General features: G+C 73.1%; 16 protein-coding genes. 5 read left to right on the plus strand and 11 right to left on the minus strand.

The window, feature by feature from the left end; translation table 11 throughout:
- Entirely contained in the window at window positions 1-933 is a 933-nt protein-coding gene (locus tag ACF1GV_RS02990; protein WP_391677201.1) for a LysR family transcriptional regulator, read from the minus strand.
- 58 nt (window positions 934-991) lie between these two features.
- On the opposite strand from ACF1GV_RS02990, the gene ACF1GV_RS02995 reads away from it, so the two are divergent.
- Together ACF1GV_RS02995 and ACF1GV_RS03000 are read left to right on the plus strand one after the other, a co-directional pair.
- Entirely contained in the window at window positions 992-1,813 is an 822-nt protein-coding gene (locus tag ACF1GV_RS02995; RefSeq protein ID WP_391677202.1) for an NAD(P)-dependent oxidoreductase, read from the plus strand.
- Window positions 1,810-2,196 carry a RidA family protein gene (locus ACF1GV_RS03000; protein WP_391677204.1) on the plus strand — a complete coding sequence of 129 codons (387 nt, stop codon included), beginning with the start codon at window positions 1,810-1,812 and terminating at the stop codon, window positions 2,194-2,196. The genes ACF1GV_RS02995 and ACF1GV_RS03000 overlap by 4 nt, the downstream gene beginning before the upstream one ends.
- Before the next feature lie 3 nt (window positions 2,197-2,199).
- Here ACF1GV_RS03000 and ACF1GV_RS03005 read toward each other — a convergent pair whose 3' ends face one another.
- The gene (locus ACF1GV_RS03005; protein WP_391677205.1) at window positions 2,200-2,781 is read right to left on the minus strand and encodes a TetR/AcrR family transcriptional regulator; all 582 of its coding nucleotides are present in this window, start codon (window positions 2,779-2,781) and stop codon (window positions 2,200-2,202) included.
- Window positions 2,782-2,883: 102 nt separating this feature from the next.
- Here ACF1GV_RS03005 and ACF1GV_RS03010 point away from each other — a divergent pair, with 102 nt between their 5' ends.
- Window positions 2,884-5,328, plus strand: coding sequence for a glycoside hydrolase family 3 C-terminal domain-containing protein (locus tag ACF1GV_RS03010; RefSeq protein WP_391677207.1), 2,445 nt, complete (start codon window positions 2,884-2,886; stop codon window positions 5,326-5,328).
- A gap of 88 nt (window positions 5,329-5,416) precedes the next feature.
- Here ACF1GV_RS03010 and ACF1GV_RS03015 read toward each other — a convergent pair whose 3' ends face one another.
- Entirely contained in the window at window positions 5,417-6,388 is a 972-nt protein-coding gene (locus ACF1GV_RS03015; RefSeq protein ID WP_391677208.1) for an aldose epimerase family protein, read from the minus strand.
- Window positions 6,389-6,424: 36 nt separating this feature from the next.
- Window positions 6,425-7,309, minus strand: coding sequence for an SGNH/GDSL hydrolase family protein (locus ACF1GV_RS03020; RefSeq protein ID WP_391677209.1), 885 nt, complete (start codon window positions 7,307-7,309; stop codon window positions 6,425-6,427).
- 329 nt (window positions 7,310-7,638) lie between these two features.
- On the opposite strand from ACF1GV_RS03020, the gene ACF1GV_RS03025 reads away from it, so the two are divergent.
- Window positions 7,639-8,133, plus strand: a complete 495-nt coding sequence (locus ACF1GV_RS03025; RefSeq protein WP_391677210.1) for a DUF3145 domain-containing protein — start codon at window positions 7,639-7,641, stop codon at window positions 8,131-8,133.
- Window positions 8,134-8,270: 137 nt separating this feature from the next.
- Here ACF1GV_RS03025 and fabF read toward each other — a convergent pair whose 3' ends face one another.
- From fabF to ACF1GV_RS03050, 5 genes are all read right to left on the minus strand, one after another.
- Window positions 8,271-9,542 carry a beta-ketoacyl-ACP synthase II gene (gene fabF, locus ACF1GV_RS03030; protein WP_391677212.1) on the minus strand — a complete coding sequence of 424 codons (1,272 nt, stop codon included), beginning with the start codon at window positions 9,540-9,542 and terminating at the stop codon, window positions 8,271-8,273.
- 88 nt (window positions 9,543-9,630) lie between these two features.
- Window positions 9,631-9,879, minus strand: coding sequence for an acyl carrier protein (locus ACF1GV_RS03035; RefSeq protein ID WP_004931691.1), 249 nt, complete (start codon window positions 9,877-9,879; stop codon window positions 9,631-9,633).
- Window positions 9,880-9,981: 102 nt separating this feature from the next.
- Window positions 9,982-10,983: a ketoacyl-ACP synthase III gene (locus ACF1GV_RS03040; RefSeq protein ID WP_391677214.1), complete on the minus strand. Its 1,002-nt coding sequence runs from the start codon at window positions 10,981-10,983 to the stop codon at window positions 9,982-9,984.
- 24 nt (window positions 10,984-11,007) lie between these two features.
- Entirely contained in the window at window positions 11,008-11,919 is a 912-nt protein-coding gene (locus ACF1GV_RS03045) for an ACP S-malonyltransferase (RefSeq protein WP_391677216.1), read from the minus strand.
- 89 nt (window positions 11,920-12,008) lie between these two features.
- Window positions 12,009-13,214 carry a PucR family transcriptional regulator gene (locus tag ACF1GV_RS03050; RefSeq protein WP_391677219.1) on the minus strand — a complete coding sequence of 402 codons (1,206 nt, stop codon included), beginning with the start codon at window positions 13,212-13,214 and terminating at the stop codon, window positions 12,009-12,011.
- Between the two features lie 461 nt (window positions 13,215-13,675).
- Here ACF1GV_RS03050 and ACF1GV_RS03055 point away from each other — a divergent pair, with 461 nt between their 5' ends.
- Window positions 13,676-14,338 carry a pirin family protein gene (locus ACF1GV_RS03055; protein ID WP_391678467.1) on the plus strand — a complete coding sequence of 221 codons (663 nt, stop codon included), beginning with the start codon at window positions 13,676-13,678 and terminating at the stop codon, window positions 14,336-14,338.
- 92 nt (window positions 14,339-14,430) lie between these two features.
- Here the strand turns inward: ACF1GV_RS03055 and ACF1GV_RS03060 are convergent, their stop codons facing one another.
- Both ACF1GV_RS03060 and ACF1GV_RS03065 read right to left on the minus strand, forming a co-directional pair.
- A complete protein-coding gene (locus ACF1GV_RS03060; RefSeq protein ID WP_391677222.1) occupies window positions 14,431-15,249 on the minus strand; it encodes a serine hydrolase domain-containing protein in 819 nt (272 codons plus the stop codon).
- An 18-nt stretch (window positions 15,250-15,267) separates the two neighbouring features.
- Window positions 15,268-15,735, minus strand: a complete 468-nt coding sequence (locus tag ACF1GV_RS03065; protein WP_391678469.1) for a GNAT family N-acetyltransferase — start codon at window positions 15,733-15,735, stop codon at window positions 15,268-15,270.
- Window positions 15,736-15,797 lie beyond the last annotated feature (62 nt).

Consider the following 15,797-nt stretch of genomic DNA (forward strand, 5'->3'; position numbering starts at 1 on the left):
TCAGACCTGAACGCGGGCGGCTGCCTCCCGCAGGGCGGCGACGAAGGCACGGGCCGCCGGGGTCAGTGACCGCCCCCGTGGGGCCGCCGCGTACACCGCCCGCGCCGGGGCGTCCTCGGCGCGCACCCGCAGCAGGGCGATGTCGGGCCGTACGGATGCGGCGGCCAGAGCGGGAACGAGGGTGACGCCGAGACCGGCGGCCACATAGCCCTGCTTGGCGGTCCACTCGGCGACGACATGGGCGACGTGCGGCCGGAAGCCCTGCCGCACGGCGGCGAGCAGGGTGCCCTCCGGGCGGGGGCTGCCGGCGATCCAGTCGGCGTCGGCCAGCTCGGCCAACCGCACCGGCGCACCGGCGGCGGCGAGCGGGTGACCGGCGGGAACGGCGACGTACAGGGCTTCGTCGAGCAGGTGGTGCAGGTCGTACCCGTCCAGCGGGGCGCGGCCCGTCGTCGAGACCACGGCCAGGTCGAGATCCCCGGCGGTGAGACGGTCCAGCAGGCCGGGGGACAGGCCCTCCTCGCGCGTGACGCGGACGCGGGGGTGGCGGGCGCGGAACGCGGCCAGGGCCTGCGGGACGAGCGCCGCGTCGGCGGTCGCGAACGCGCCGAACCGCAGCCGCCCGCCGGCCGCCTCGCGCAGGTCGGCCAGTTCGCGCGCGGCGTCGCGCAGCGTCTCGGTGACGGCCTCGGCGTGCGGCAGGAGCGTGCGGCCCGCCTCCGTGAGTCCCACGCCCCGGGGCAGCCGGTCGAAGAGCGGGGCGCCGCCGAGGGCCGACTCCAGGGAGGAGATCTGCCGGGAGACCGCGGACTGGGTCCAGCCCAGGGTGCGCGCGGCCACGGTGAACGAGCCGTGCCGGGCGACCTCGAGGAAGACGCGCAGCCAGACGGTGGCGAGGTCGGGTACGTCCCCGGAGCCATGCGGAGTCGGCATGGCACCGATGCTAGACACTCGCTTGTCGCATGACGCACCCGGGCCTAGCGTCGACGCCATGGAGAAGATCGCGTTTCTGGGCCTTGGCCGCATGGGCGAGCCCATGGCCCGGCGGCTGCTGGCCGCCGGTCACCCGCTCACCGTGTGGAACCGCACGGCGGCCCGCGCCGAACCGCTCGCCGCCGAGGGCGCCGTTCCGGCCGCCTCTCCGGAGCGCGCGGTGCGGGACGCCGACGTGGTGATCACGATGCTCGCGGGACCGCGGGCGCTGGCCGCCGTCGCCGACGCCGTGGCGCCGCGGCTGCGGCCGGGTGTCACCTGGGTAGAGATGTCCACCGTCGGGCCGGACGCCGTGCGGGAGCTCGCCGATCGGTTGACACAGGGGGTCACCCTGGTCGACGCGCCGGTCATGGGCAGCACCGACCGGGCCGCCGAGGGCACGCTCGGCATCCTCGCGGGCGGGGACGCGGCGGCCGTCGAGCCGGTGCTGGCCCGCCTCGGCGGCGTCACCCGCACCGGGCCCCTGGGCTCCGGCGCGGCCCTCAAACTCGTCGTCAACACGGCCGTCATCGGCGGTGTCGGGATCGTCGCGGAGGCGTTGCGGCTGGCCGGCGCGCTCGGCCTCGACCCCGCCACCGCCCGCGACGCTCTCGCCGGCAGCCCGCTCGCCGGAGCGGTGGCCCGCGCCTTCGCCGAGGGGGTGCACTTCGGCACGGACCTGGCCGTGAAGGACCTGGGAATCGCCACGCAGGCCGCCGAACTGCCCGCCATCCGGGCGCTGCTGGAGCAGTTCCGCCGTGCCGCGGCGGACCCCGCCCTCGCCGGCGCCGACATCGCACGTGCCGTCACCCGTCTGAGCGCCGCCGAAGGAGCACGATGAAGGTCACCCTGGACAACCCCGCGGACGCCCCGCAGCCCGCCAACGCCTACTACTCCCAGGTCGCCCGCGTCGAACACGCCGACGGCAGCGCCCTGCTGTTCGTCTCCGGCCAGATCGCCGAGGGCGCCACGGTCGCCGAGCAGTCCCGTGGGATCTTCGAGGCGCTGGACGCCCTGCTGAGGGCGCACGGCGCGGCCCTGACGGACGTCGTCAACATCCGCACCTGCCTCACCGACATCTCCCGCCTGCACGAATACGGCGCGGTACGCCGGGAGTTCCTCACCGGCACGGCCCCGACGAGCATGACGTTCGAGGCCTCCCGCCTGTTCACGCCCGAGGCGCTGATCGAGATCGAGGTGGTGGCCGCCGTCCCCGCCCGTTAGCGGTCAGCCCACGTCCTCGCCCAGCAGGCGCAGGAAGTCCCGGAACGCGCCCGGCATGTCCACGGTCTCCGGATCCAGCAGCCACTGGTACTGCAGGCCGTCCATCACCGCGACCAGGAGCGGGGCCGTGCGTTCGGGGGTGAGGCCGCCTGGCAGGCGGTCGCCGTACTCGGTGCGCAGGACGGCCGCCATGTTCTCCCGGACCCGGCGGTAGCGGTCGGTGAAGTAGGCGCGTGCCGGGTGCTCCTCCGTGACGCTCTCGCCGAGCAGCGCCGAGAAGGTCTGGATGATGCCTGGCCGCATCGCGTTGTACTCGACCAGGGAGGCCAGCAGGTCCAGACGCCACTGGCTGTCCGGCACCGCGTCCCACTGGTCCCGCTCCTTGAGCACCGCGACCAGCAGCGCGTCCTTGGTCGGGAAGTAGTGCAGCAGCCCCTGCTGGGTCAGTCCCACCCGCTCCGCCACCGCGGCCAGGCTCGCCCCCCGGTACCCGCGCTCGGCGATCACCTCCAGGGCCGCCCGCACGATCTCCGCGCGCCGCTCCTCGCTCCTGACCCTTGCGTTCATGGCGTCACCGTACGGCATGCCGCCTCTCGATCGTCACGGCAGGATAACGAAACCTACCGCTCTACAGGTGGCCGGTGCACCATGGGGCCACCTGCACAGTGGCAACGAGGAGGCACCGCGATGGCGGGAACCCAGCGCACCCCGGCCGACGAGGCCCGCGAGGCGGCCGTCGAGTCCGCACTCGGCAAGCTCGACCTGGACGCCAAGACCCGGCTGCTGGCCGGCCAGGACATGTGGTCCCTGCCCGCACTGCCCGAGATCTCTCTTGCGTCCCTCGTCATGTCCGACGGGCCGATCGGTGTGCGCGGCGTGCGCTGGAGCGCCGACGATCCCTCCGTCGCCCTGCCCTCCCCGACCGCGCTCGCCGCCACCTGGGACCCGGAGCTCGCCCGCCGGGCCGGCGTGCTGCTCGCCCAGGAGGCCCGCCGCAAGGGCGTCCACGTGCTGCTCGCGCCCACCGTCAACCTGCACCGCTCCCCGCTCGGCGGCCGCCACTTCGAGGCCTACAGCGAGGACCCCCACCTCACCGGCCGCATCGGCACCGGCTACGTCCAGGGCGTGCAGTCCGGCGGCGTCGGCACCACCGTCAAGCACTTCGTCGCCAACGACGCCGAGACCGACCGCTTCACCGTCGACAACCGCGTCTCCGGGCGCGCCCTGCGCGAGCTGTACCTGGCGCCCTTCGAGGTGATCGTGGAGAACGCCCGCCCGTGGGGCATCATGACCGCCTACAACACCGTCAACGGCACCACCATGACCGAGCACCACCACCTGGTGAACGAGGTGCTGCGCGGCGAGTGGGGTTTCGACGGCGTCAACGTCTCCGACTGGTTCGCCGCCCGCGACACCACCGGCGCCCTCACCGGCGGCCTCGACGTGGCGATGCCCGGCCCGCAGACCGTCTACGGCGAGGCACTCGCCCAGGCCGTACGCGACGGCGAGGTCACCGAGAGCGCCGTCGACGACGCCGTACGCCGAGTCCTGCGGCTCGCCGCGCGGGTCGGCGTCCTCACCGGCGCCGAGCCGGCCGTCGCCGAACTCCCCGGCACCGTCGACGGCGACGTCCTCGCCCGCGAGATCGCCCGCCGCTCCTTCGTCCTGGTCCGCAACGAGAACGCCGCGCTGCCGCTGAAGCCCGGCCGCACCGTCGCCCTCATCGGCGCCGCCGCCCGCGACGCCCGCGTCCTCGGCGGCGGCTCCGCCACCGTCTTCCCGGCCCACGTCGTCTCCCCGCTCGACGGCCTCACCGCCGCCCTGCCCGACGGCGCCGTCCGCTACGCCCTCGGCGCCGACCCGGCCACCGAACTCTCCGTCGCCGACCAGGGCTTCGAGCTGCGCGCCGTCTGCCGCGACGCGGGCGGCGAGGTCATCGGCACCGCGTCCGCGCCGAACGGGCAGCTGCAGTGGCTCGGCGCGGACCTGCCCGAGGGCGTCACCTACGACACGCTGCACTCCGTCGAACTGACCGGCACCTTCACCCCGCGCGAGAGCGGCCCGCACACCTTCGGCATCCGCGGCACCGGCACCTTCACCCTCCGCGTCGACGGCACGACGTACTTCGACGACCACCAGCCCCCGGCTGCCGACAGCGACCCCTTCGAGGCCTTCTTCGGCTCCCCGGTACCGCGCGCCCAGCCCGAACTGAGGGCCGGTGAGCCCGTCGAGGTCTCCCTGATCCACATCGTCGAGCAGCCGGAGGGCTCGCCGATCAGGGCCGTCCTGTTCGCGCTCGCCCACCAGGCGCCGCAGCGCGACCCCGAGGAGCTGATCGCCGAGGCCGTCGAGGCGGCCCGCGCCGCCGACACCGCCGTCGTCGTGGTCGCCACCACCGAGCGCGTGGAGTCCGAGGGCTTCGACCGCACGGACCTGGCACTGCCCGGCCGCCAGGACGACCTGGTGCGCGCGGTCGCCGCCGCCAACCCCGACACCGTCGTGGTCGTCAACTCCGGCTCCCCGGTGGAACTGCCCTGGCGCGACCAGGTCGCCGCCGTCCTGCTGAGCTGGTTCCCCGGCCAGGAGGGCGGGGCCGCCCTGGCCGACGTGCTCACCGGCGCGCACGAGCCGGGCGGCCGGCTGCCCACCACCTGGGGCTCCCTGAAGGACGCGCCCGTCACCCGGGTCGTGCCCACCGACGGCCGGCTCGACTACGACGAGGACGTGTTCATCGGCTACCGCGCCTGGGAGAAGGAGGGCCGCACCCCGGCGTACCCCTTCGGCCACGGCCTCGGCTACACCGACTGGACCTACGAGGCGGTCGAGACGGACGGGACGACGGTGACCGTGCGGGTGCGCAACCGCGGTACCCGGGCCGGGCACGAGGTCGTGCAGGTCTACCTCGCGCCCGTCGAGCCCGACGCGAGCCGCCCGGCGCGGTGGCTGGCCGGCTTCGCGGGCGTCGACGCCGGGCCGGGCGAGGTCGCCGAGGCGGTCGTCGAACTGCCGCGCCGCGCCTTCGAGATCTGGGACGAGACGACCAACTCATGGTCTCTTGTGAAGGGTTCGTACGAGATCCAGGCCGGACGCTCGATCGCCGACCGCCGCATCGCCGCCACGATTAACGTCTGATCCGGGACGCCGCCCCACCTGACGGGGGGCGGCCCCCCACCAGCAGCCCCGGTCCGGGACCTGACGCCCGGACCGGGGCTCACGCCGTTCAGCGTGCGGAGAACCCGTACACCGTCTGCGAGCGGTACACCTCGCCCGGCCTGAGCACCGTGCTCGGGAACTCCGGCCGGTTCGGGGAGTCCGGGAAGTGCTGCGTCTCCAGCGCGACGCCGCCCCCGGGGAGGAACGGCTCACCCAGGTGGTCTGCGGTGTACAGCTGCAGACCCGGCTCGGTCGTCGCCACCGTCAGCACCCGCCCGGACGCCGGGTCGTACAGCTCGGCCACCTCCACGGGGGCCCGCGTGACGCCCTTGTCCAGCACGAAGTTGTGGTCGTAGCCGGAGCCGGTCTTGCGCGGCGTACGGAAGTCGAAGCGGGTGCCGGTGACGTCCGCGAGTTCGCCGGTCGGGATCGAAGCGGCGTCGACCGGGGTGTAGCGGGAGGCCGCGAGGCGCAGTTCGTGCCCGCCCGCGTGCCCCGACCCGGCCAGGTTGAGGTAGCTGTGGTTGGTCAGGTTCACCACGGTCGGCGCGTCGGTGACCGCCTCGTAGGCCAGGTGCAGGGCACCGGAGGCGTCCAGGGTGTACGTCGCCGTGACCTCCAGGCGGCCCGGGAAGCCCTCCTCGTCGCGCGGGCTGACCCGGGTCAGACGCAGCCCGTGCTCCACCGGCTCGACGTCCCACACGCGCTTGTCGAAGCCGCGCTCACCGCCGTGCAGCGTATTGCGGCCCTCGTTCGCCACGAGCGGGTACGTCCGCCCGTCCAGGGTGAAGCGGGCGCCGGCGATCCGGTTGGCGTACCGCCCGATCAGCGCACCGAGATGCGGCTCGGGATGGGCGAGATACCCTTCGAGGTCGTCGAATCCCAGAACCACGTTCCCGGCCCGCCCCTGACGGTCCGGGACCTCCACCGACTGCACGACCCCGCCGTACGACAGGACCCGCACCCGCACCCCCGCACGCTCCAGGGTCCAGCGGTGCACCGGTGTGCCGTCGGAAAGTGTGCCGAAAAGTTCACCCATGTGGGAAACCCTAGGCCCTGTCGTACGGATCTCACGTCACCGGCTCTTCGCGGTCACCGTGCGGTAGGCGATCTCCGCCAGCCTGGCCTGGCCGTCGGTGCTGGGGTGGAACCAGTCCCAGTGACTCAACTGCGCCGTGCCGAACCGGAAGTCGTGCACCGCGTTGCCGTCGAAGCGGCAGGAGCGGTCCTTGGCGCACACATCCTTCAGCACCGCGTTGTACGCCTCCACCCGGTCCTGCACGGTGTCCCGGCGCAGGATCGCCGCCGCGCTGAAGGAGTCCGCGTCCCCCAGCATCGACGGGCAGATGCCGAGCTTCCAGATCTGCTTGCCGAGCGCGTTGGTGCGCCCCTGCGACCACAGCCGCTTCAGATCGGGCACGCTCGCCACATACACCTGGGCCTTGGGCAGGGTCTCACGCAGCGTGTGCAGGGCCTCCTCGAACCGGGCGCGGAAGTCCGCCACCGACGTCATCGCCGCCGTACTGTCCCGGCAGGCGTCGTTGGCGCCCGCCATCACCGTCACCAACTGGGGTCTGTGCGCCGCCGCCTGCGCCATCTGGGCCGGCAGGTCGGCCATCCGCGCGCCCGTCACGGCGAAGTTCCAGCTGTGGGTGGCCGCCCGTTCCCTGCCCAGCAGCCGCACGGCCAGCGAGTCCACGCCCGGGCTGCTGCCGGTCGCCCAGGACACCTCCGGGCAGTCCGACAGCACCGAGCAGGCGTCGAAACCGCGCGTGATGGAGTCACCCACCGCCGCGACCGAGTCCGGTCTGGTGTTCCACGACGGCGCCGGCGACGGACGCGCCGAGTGCGCCCGACCGCCGGGGGAGTCCCCGCCGACCGCGTCACAGCCCGCGGCGCCCAGCACGACGGCCGCTACGGCCGCCGCGACGGCCCGCGCCCGATGGCTTCGCTTCCGCATGCGCAGCAGTTCCCCTCACCTCGTCCGGCAGACTCCTCCCAGCATGACAACGCACGGGAGTTCCCCACCGTGCCGTGCGACCGCTCACACCCACCATTCGGGCCTGCCCGGCGGGTGGCCTACGCCACGGCACGCCCGTGCGAGCCGTGCCCGCCGCCGATCCACCGGGCCCGTCCACAAGCGTCCCCCCGGGTGAATGGCGGGCGTTTGACGGCGCCGGGACCGACGGTACGTCACACTCCTTGCGGCGCCGCACGGTAGCCTCGCCCTCAACGTGGCCTGACGGCCGCCGCCCGCCCGCAAGACGACCCGCCTGCCCGGAGGTCCCGGTGACGACACGTGGAGTTCTGTACGTGCACTCCGCGCCGCGCGCGCTGTGCCCGCACGTCGAGTGGGCCGTCGCCGGTGTGCTCGGCACGCGCGTCAACCTCGACTGGATCCGGCAGCCCGCCGCGCCCGGCACCTGGCGCTCGGAGTTCTCCTGGCAGGGCGAGGCGGGCACCGCCTCCAAACTCGCCTCCGCGCTGCGCGGCTGGCACCTGCTGCGCTTCGAGGTGACCGCCGAGCCCTGCGCGAGTGCCGAGGGCGAGCGCTACTCCTGCACCCCCGACCTCGGCATCTTCCACGCCGTCACCGGCATCCACGGAGACATCCTCATCCCCGAGGACCGCCTGCGCGCCGCGCTGCTGCGCTCACAGCGCGACGAGACCGACCTCGAGGCCGAGATCGCCAAGCTCCTCGGCAAGCCCTGGGACGACGAACTGGAGCCGTTCCGGTACGCGGGCGAAGGAGCCCCGGTCCGCTGGCTGCACCAGGTCGTGTGAAGGCGCCCCGAAAGGGGCGCGGGGAACTGCGCGAGCAACCGAGGACGGCCCGCACCCGGCGGAGAACCGAAGACAGAACGGCGATGGCCCGGAACCCCCCGAAGGGAATCCCGGGCCATCGCCGTCAACGGCGTAGATCAGACCGTCCGGAACGCCAGCACCACGTTGTGACCGCCGAACCCGAACGAGTCGTTCAGCGCGGCGAGACGGCCCTCGACGGGCAGCTTGCGCGCCTCCCCGCGGACCACGTCCGCGTTGGCCTCGGCCTCGGGGTCGATGTTGTCGACGTTGATGGTCGGCGGCGCCACCCGGTGGTACAGGGCGAGCACGCACGCGACGGACTCGACACCACCGGCGCCACCGAGCAGGTGACCGGTCATCGACTTGGTCGCCGAGACCGCCATGTGGTCGGCGTCGTCGCCGAAGACCTTGCGCAGCGCCTTCAGTTCCGCGATGTCACCGGCCGGCGTCGAGGTGGCGTGCGCGTTGACGTGCACGATCTCGGCGGGGTCCAGGTCGGTGCGGTCCAGCAGGTTCTGCAGGGCGTGCGCGATGCCGCGGCCCTCCGGCTCCGGCTGCACGATGTCGTGGCTGTCGGCCGAGATGCCCTGGCCGACCGCCTCGGCGTACACCCGGGCACCGCGCTTGGCGGCGTGCTCGGCCGACTCCAGGACGAGCACACCGGCGCCCTCGCCGAGGACGAAACCGTCGCGGGCGACGTCGTAGGGACGCGAGGCGCCCTGCGGGTCGTCGTTGTTCTTGGACATCGCCATCATGTTGCCGAACGCGGCGATGGGCAGCGGGTGGATCGCCGCCTCCGTACCGCCGGCGACGACGACGTCGGCACGGCCGGTGCGGATCATCTCGATGGCGTAGCCGATGGCCTCGGCGCCGGAGGCGCACGCGGAGACCGGCGTGTGCACGCCCGCCCGGGCGCCCACCGCCAGACCCACGTTGGCCGAGGGGCTGTTCGGCATCAGCATGGGGACGGTGTGCGGGGAGACGCGGCGGACGCCCTTCTCCCTCAGCACGTCGTACTGGTCCAGCAGGGTCGTCACGCCGCCGATGCCGGAGGCGATGACCGCGCCGAGCCGGTCGGGGTCGATGGCCGGGTCCTCGCCGGCCTTGGCCTCGAACCCTGCGTCCTTCCAGGCCTCCTGAGCCGCGATCAGCGCGAACTGCGCCGAGCGGTCCAGCTTGCGGGCCTGCGGCCGCGGGATGACCTCGGTGGGCTCCACCGCGATCGAGGCCGCGATCTTGACGGCCTGGTCGGCCGCCCAGTCCTGCTTCAGGGGCTTGACGCCGGAACGTCCGGCGACCAGACCCTCCCAGGTCGAGGCCGCGTCGCCACCCAGCGGTGTGGTTGCGCCGATACCGGTGACGACCACGGTGCGATTGGTCGAGCTCACGGGAATTCTTTCTCCAACGATTGAACGAGGATTCGTCACGGCGCCACCGCCGGGTGGCGGGGCCGGAGCTGTCCGGCCCGAGCGGGACTCAGGCCTGGTGCTTGAGGATGTAGTCGGTCGCGTCACCGACGGTCTTGAGGTTCTTGACGTCGTCGTCCGGGATCTTGACGTCGAAACGCTCTTCGGCGGCGACGACGACCTCGACCATGGACAGCGAGTCGACGTCCAGGTCGTCGGTGAAGGACTTGTCCAGCTGGACGTCCTCAACCGGGATCCCGGCGATCTCGTTCACGATCTCCGCGAGACCGGCGACGATCTCTTCCTGAGTGGCGGCCATGATGGCGCTCCTTCGTTGGTGTTCTTCAGTGTGTGGCGCCCGCCGCGGGAGCGGCAGGGTGGTGCTGCGCCGTGCCGGAGACGATGATCCGGCACGGAGTGCCTAGGGGAGGGTAACGACCGTCGCGGCGTAGACGAGACCCGCCCCGAATCCGATGACGAGCGCGGTGTCGCCGCTCTTCGCCTCCCCGGTCGCCAGGAGCCGCTCCATCGCGAGCGGGATCGAGGCTGCCGAGGTGTTGCCGGTGGTGCGCACGTCACGGGCGACCGTGACCGTCTCCGGCAGCTTCAGGGTCTTCACCATCGAGTCGATGATCCGCTCGTTGGCCTGGTGCGGGATGAAGACGTCCAGCTCGGCCGCGGTGATGCCCGCCGCGTCCAGCGCCTGCTGGGCGACCTTGGCCATCTCGAACACGGCCCAGCGGAAGACCGCCTGGCCCTCCTGCGTGATGGCGGGGAACTTCTCGACCGTGCCCTCGCGGTAGTCCGTCCACGGCACCGTCTGCTTGATGGTCTCGGACTTGTCGCCCTCCGAGCCCCAGACCGTCGGGCCGATGTGCGGCTCCTGCGAGGGGCCGACCACGACCGCGCCGGCGCCGTCACCGAACAGGAAGGCCGTCGCGCGGTCCTCCAGGTCGGTCAGGTCGCTCAGCCGCTCCACGCCGATGACCAGGACGTACTCGGCCGAACCCTCGACGATCATGCCCTTGGCGAGGGTGAGGCCGTAGCCGAAGCCGGCGCAGCCCGCGGAGATGTCGAAGGCGGCGGCCTTGTTCGTGCCGAGCTTGTCGGCGATCTCCGTGGCCACGGCCGGGGTCTGCTTGAAGTGCGAGACGGTGGAGACGATCACCGCGCCGATCTGCTCGGCGGAGATCCCGGCGTCCGCGATCGCCTTGCCGGACGCCTCGACGGACATCGCGGCGACGGTTTCCTCGTCGTTCGCCCAGTGCCGGGTCTGGATGCCGGAACGTGAGCGGATCCACTCGTCGGACGAGTCGATCGTCTCGAGGATGACCTCGTTGGGAACCACGCGGATCGGGCGGTAGCCGCCGACGCCGACGATGCGCGCGTACGGGGCGCCCTTGCTGGCCTTGATCTTCGACATGTTCGATTCGGCTCCTTGGGCGTCTCAGGCGTGCTCGGCGATGAGCTCGCGGGCCGCGTCGAGGTCGTCGGGGGTCTTCAGGGCGAACGCTCGTACTCCGGGCAGGGCACGCTTGGCCAGGCCGGTCAGGGTGCCGCCGGGGCACACCTCCAGCAGGGCGGTGACGCCGAGCTGCTGGAAGGTCTCCATGCACAGGTCCCAGCGGACCGGGTTGGCGACCTGGCCGACCAGGCGGTCCAGGACCTCCGCGCCGGTGGTGACGCTCTGCCCGTCCTTGTTGGAGACGTAGGGGACCGAGGGGTCGGCGGGCGTCAGGGCCTTGGCGGCCTCGGCCAGCTTGTCGACCGCGGGGGCCATGTGGTGCGTGTGGAAGGCACCGGCCACCTTCAGCGGGACGACCTTGCGGACGCCCTCGGGCTTGTCCTCGTTCAGCGCGGCGAGCTGCTCCAGCGTGCCGGCCGCCACGATCTGGCCGGCGCCGTTGATGTTCGCCGGGGTCAGACCGAGCTGGTGCAGGTGCGCGACCGAGACCTCCGGGTCGCCGCCGAGCAGCGCCGACATGCCGGTCTCGGTGATCGCGGCGGCCTCGGCCATCGCGAGACCCCGGGTGCGCACCAGGGTCAGGGCGGCGGTGTCGTCCAGGACGCCCGCGAAGGCGGCCGCGGTGATCTCACCGACGCTGTGCCCGGCGACCGCGCCGGGGCTCACGTCACCCAGTGCCGCGGCGGACAGGATGCCGGCCGCCACCAGCAGTGGCTGGGCCACCGCGGTGTCGCGGATCTCCTCCGCGTCGGCCTTCGTGCCGTAGTGGGCGAGGTCCAGTCCGATGGCCTCGGACCAGGCGGCGACGCGGTCGGCCGCGCCGGGCAGGTCGAGCCAGGGAGTCAGGAAGCCGGGCGTCTGAGCGCCCTGGCCGGGAGCGACGAGTACGAGCACTCTCACACTCTCTCTTGGGGACGGCCGTGGCCGCCCGTGGGGACAAGGACGAAGAACACGAGGGGGTTTTGTGGGCCCCCGACAAAACGTTAGGTCTGGGGATCACCGTCGGCCAGACGTCCCAGAATCAGTGCGATGCGCAAGGTGAACGCCGAGCGTACATCGGAAGGCGACCAGCCGGTGACGTCAGTCACACGTCGAAGCCGGTAGCGCACGGTGTTGGGGTGAACGAACAGCATCCGGGCGGCCCCCTCCAGACTGCTCGCCTGTTCCAGGTAGACGGCGAGCGTCTCCAGCAGCGCGGAACCCGCCTCCTCCAGCGGTCTGTAGATCTCCTCCACCAACTGCTCGCGCGCCATCGGATCACCGGCCATCGCGCGCTCCGGCAGCAGATCGTCCGCGAGCACCGGCCGCGGTGCGTCCTGCCAGGCCGAGCAGGCCTTCAGGCCTGCCGCCGCGGCCTGCGCGGACCGGGTCGCCGCCAGCAGGTCCGGCACGATCGGGCCGGCCACCACCGGGCCCGCCGCGAAGGGGCCGATCAGCGACCTCGCCACCGCGAGGGGGTTGTCGCTGCCGCCCGCGACGACCACCAGCCGGCTGCCCAGCACCCCGGTGAGCACCTGGAGCTTGGCGTGCCGTGCCGCGCGCCGGATCGCCTCCACGGTCAGTTCGCTGTCCCCGTCGGGCGCGGTGCCCAGCACCACGCACACATGCTCCGGCGAGTTCCAGCCGAGCGCCGCGGCCCGGCTGACGGCGCCCTCGTCGGCCTCCCCGCTCAGCACGGCGTTGACGACGAGCGACTCCAGGCGGGCGTCCCAGGCACCGCGTGCCTCGGCGGCCTGCGCGTACACCTGGGCGGTGGCGAAGGCGATCTCGCGGGCGTACACCAGCAGCGCCTCGCGCAGCACGCTCTCGTCACCCGGGGCGGCCACCTCGTCGATGGCCGACTCCATGACCTCGATCGTGGTCCGCACCATCTCCACCGTCTGGCGCAGCGTGATCGCCCGGGTCAGCTCGCGTGGCGCGGTGCCGAAGACGTCCGTCGAGATCGCCTGCGGGGTCTCGGGGTGCCGGAACCACTCGGTGAAGGCGGCGATGCCCGCCTGGGCGACCAGCCCGATCCAGGAGCGGTTCTCCGGGGGCATCGCCCGGTACCAGGGCAGCGTCTCGTCCATCCGCGCGATCGCCTGCGCGGCGAGCGAACCGGACGACTTCTCCAGCCGCTTCAGCGTCGCGGCGTGCGGATGGACGGGGCGCGGCACGGGGTCGGCATGACGGGATTCGGGTTCGGGCACGGGGACAAGACTGCCTTATCGGGCCGCCGACGTGTGCCGCCGGGTCCGCTCACCCCCACCCGACGACACCCACGGCCGCCCGCGGCCCGCCGCCCCTGCTCCGGGGGTTGCCCTCGGGGCCGCGCCCGGGGTGCCCACGGGTTGGTGCCTGACGGCCCTCGGCCCGGTGCCCGGGCTGCCCACGGACCGCTGCCCGAAGTCCGGCGGTCAGGGTCCGTGGCGCCGATGCCCCGAGGCAGCCCCATGCATGCCCTCGGGCCGGCACGCCCGCGTGCCCATGGGCCGGTCGCCGCCGAGGCGATCACACGCCAGGGGCCAGGCGAGCGCCCAATCCGCAGCCCCTGCGCTCGCCCCCCGCCACGGCCCCCTGGGCGGCGCATCGCCCCTTTTCGCGGCCCGCCCCGGGAGGCGCCCGTCGATGCCGTCCGGTGTCGCCCGGCAGGGCTACCGTGGGGTTCGTGATGGTGGACGTACAGCGTGCGGGCGCGCGCTACCCCGGTGGGGATCCGGCGGTCGGGATCGAGTCGTGGCACTCCTTCTCCTTCGGGCCGCACTACGCCCCGGACAACCTCCGCTTCGGCGCGCTGATCGCCTGCAACGAGGAGCGCCTCGCGCCCGGCGCCGGCTTCGACGAGCACCCGCACAGCCATACCGAGATCGTCACCTGGGTCGTCGAGGGCGAGCTGACGCACCGCGACTCCACCGGTCACGAGACGCGGGTGCGCCCCGGCGACGTGCAGCGCCTCAGCTCGGCCGCGGGCGTGCGGCACGTGGAACGCAACGACGGCACCGCGCCCCTGACCTTCGTGCAGATGTGGCTGGCCCCGCTGGAGCCGGGCGGCCAGCCGTCGTACGAGATCGTCCGCGGCATCGCCGACTCCACCCCGTACGCCGTACCGGAGGCCGGCGCGCTGCTGCACGTGCGGCGCCTCGCGGCGGGGGAGCGCACCGCGGTGCCGGACGCGGCTCATGTGTACGTCCACGTCGTGCGCGGCCACGTCCGGCTCGGGCAGGAGCGGCTGGGGCCGGGCGACGCGGCCCGCGTCACGGACGCGAAGGACCTTCGGCTTCCGGCGGAGTCGGCCGCGGAGGTACTGCTGTGGGAGATGACCAGCGGCAGATGACCAGCGGCAGACAACCGCGGGAGATGGGCTGCGGGGACGGCCCGTCGGAAATGACCCGCGGGAGATGCCCGCCGGATGCCCGCCGGAGATGCCTAGCGCAGCTCCCCCCGCACCGCGTCCGTGAACGCCGGCCACGCCTCGGTCGCCCACGGCCCGAAAGCCCGGTCCGTCAGGGCCACACAGGCCGCGCTCGCGTCCGGGTCGATCCACACGAACGTCCCCGACTGCCCGAAGTGCCCGAAGGTGCGCGGAGACGACGAGGCGCCCGTCCAGTGCGGCGACTTGCCGTCGCGGATCTCGAAGCCGAGACCCCAGTCGTTCGGGTTCTGGTGGCCGTAGCCCGGCAGCACACCCTTGGTCCCCGGGTACTGCACGGTCATCGCCTCGGCGACCGTGCGCGGATCCAGCAGCCGCGGCGCCTGCACCTCGGCGGCGAAGCGCAGCAGGTCCGCGACCGTCGACACGCCGTCCTTGGCCGGGGAGCCCTCCAGCGAGGTCGCCGTCATGCCGAGCGGCTCCAGCACCGCCTGCCGCAGATACTCGGCGAACGGGATGTCCGTCGCCTTGGCCACATGGTCGCCCAGCTGCTCGAACCCGGCGTTGGAGTACAGCCGCCGCTCCCCGGGCGCGGCCATGACCCGGTGCTCGTCGAAGGCGAGACCGGAGGTGTGCGCCAGCAGATGCCGCACCGTCGACCCGGCGGGACCGGCCGGTTCGTCGAGCTCGATCGCGCCCTCCTCGTAGGCGACGAGCACGGCGTACGCCGCGAGCGGCTTGGTCACCGAGGCGAGCGGGAAGCGCCGGTCGGCCGGCCCGTGGGTGCCGAGCACCGTCCCGTCGGCCCGTACGACGCCCGCCGCGGCGGTGGGAACCGGCCAGTTCTCGATCAACGCGAGGCTGTTCAGCGACATGCCGACGAGCCTAAGCGCTCACAGCGTCAGCTCCATCAAGGGGTCGGGCTTGCGGACGAAGCCCATCGACGCGTACAGCGGCTCCGCCTCCGCCGACGCCGTGAGATGCACATGGCCCGCGCCCCGCTCCCGGAACCACGCCAGCAGCTCCTCCATGCACGCGCGCGCGTACCCGCGCCTGCGCACGTCCGGGTCGGTCGCCACGCTGAAGACGAACCCGGCCGCCCCGCGCGGATGACCCGCCCGCCCGATCCGGTACTCAAGCGTGCCCACGACGAGCGCGGCCAGCGCGCCGGGCCGCTCGGGGTGGTCCACGACGAAGGCGGCGAAGTCCCCGTCCGGGTCGGCCAGACGCGCCCGCAGACCGGGCAGCGACTCGGCGTGCCAGTCGGCGGCGGGCTCGCGGCGCACGGCGTCGATCATCACCTGGCGCAGCCGGAGCAACTCCCCGGCGTCCTCCGCCACAGCACGGCGTACTAGGCTAATACGGCCTACGGTACTTACATCGCGCGCTCATGTCCCCCTGTTTTCTTACGGAATCCGCTTGC

The organism is Streptomyces sp. NPDC014006, from assembly GCF_043088925.1.
Classification (GTDB): Bacteria; Actinomycetota; Actinomycetes; order Streptomycetales; family Streptomycetaceae; genus Streptomyces.

What these genes read in the sequence shown, in the direction of transcription:
- ACF1GV_RS02990 (WP_391677201.1), bottom strand. Translation starts at nt 933, where the DNA reads ATGCCGACTCCGCATGGCTCCGGGGACGTACCCGACCTCGCCACCGTC.
- ACF1GV_RS02995 (WP_391677202.1), top strand. Translation starts at nt 992, where the DNA reads ATGGAGAAGATCGCGTTTCTGGGCCTTGGCCGCATGGGCGAGCCCATG.
- ACF1GV_RS03000 (WP_391677204.1), top strand. Translation starts at nt 1,810, where the DNA reads ATGAAGGTCACCCTGGACAACCCCGCGGACGCCCCGCAGCCCGCCAAC.
- ACF1GV_RS03005 (WP_391677205.1), bottom strand. Translation starts at nt 2,781, where the DNA reads ATGCCGTACGGTGACGCCATGAACGCAAGGGTCAGGAGCGAGGAGCGG.
- ACF1GV_RS03010 (WP_391677207.1), top strand. Translation starts at nt 2,884, where the DNA reads ATGGCGGGAACCCAGCGCACCCCGGCCGACGAGGCCCGCGAGGCGGCC.
- ACF1GV_RS03015 (WP_391677208.1), bottom strand. Translation starts at nt 6,388, where the DNA reads ATGGGTGAACTTTTCGGCACACTTTCCGACGGCACACCGGTGCACCGC.
- ACF1GV_RS03020 (WP_391677209.1), bottom strand. Translation starts at nt 7,309, where the DNA reads ATGCGGAAGCGAAGCCATCGGGCGCGGGCCGTCGCGGCGGCCGTAGCG.
- ACF1GV_RS03035 (WP_004931691.1), bottom strand. Translation starts at nt 9,879, where the DNA reads ATGGCCGCCACTCAGGAAGAGATCGTCGCCGGTCTCGCGGAGATCGTG.
- ACF1GV_RS03040 (WP_391677214.1), bottom strand. Translation starts at nt 10,983, where the DNA reads ATGTCGAAGATCAAGGCCAGCAAGGGCGCCCCGTACGCGCGCATCGTC.
- ACF1GV_RS03055 (WP_391678467.1), top strand. Translation starts at nt 13,676, where the DNA reads ATGGTGGACGTACAGCGTGCGGGCGCGCGCTACCCCGGTGGGGATCCG.
- ACF1GV_RS03060 (WP_391677222.1), bottom strand. Translation starts at nt 15,249, where the DNA reads ATGTCGCTGAACAGCCTCGCGTTGATCGAGAACTGGCCGGTTCCCACC.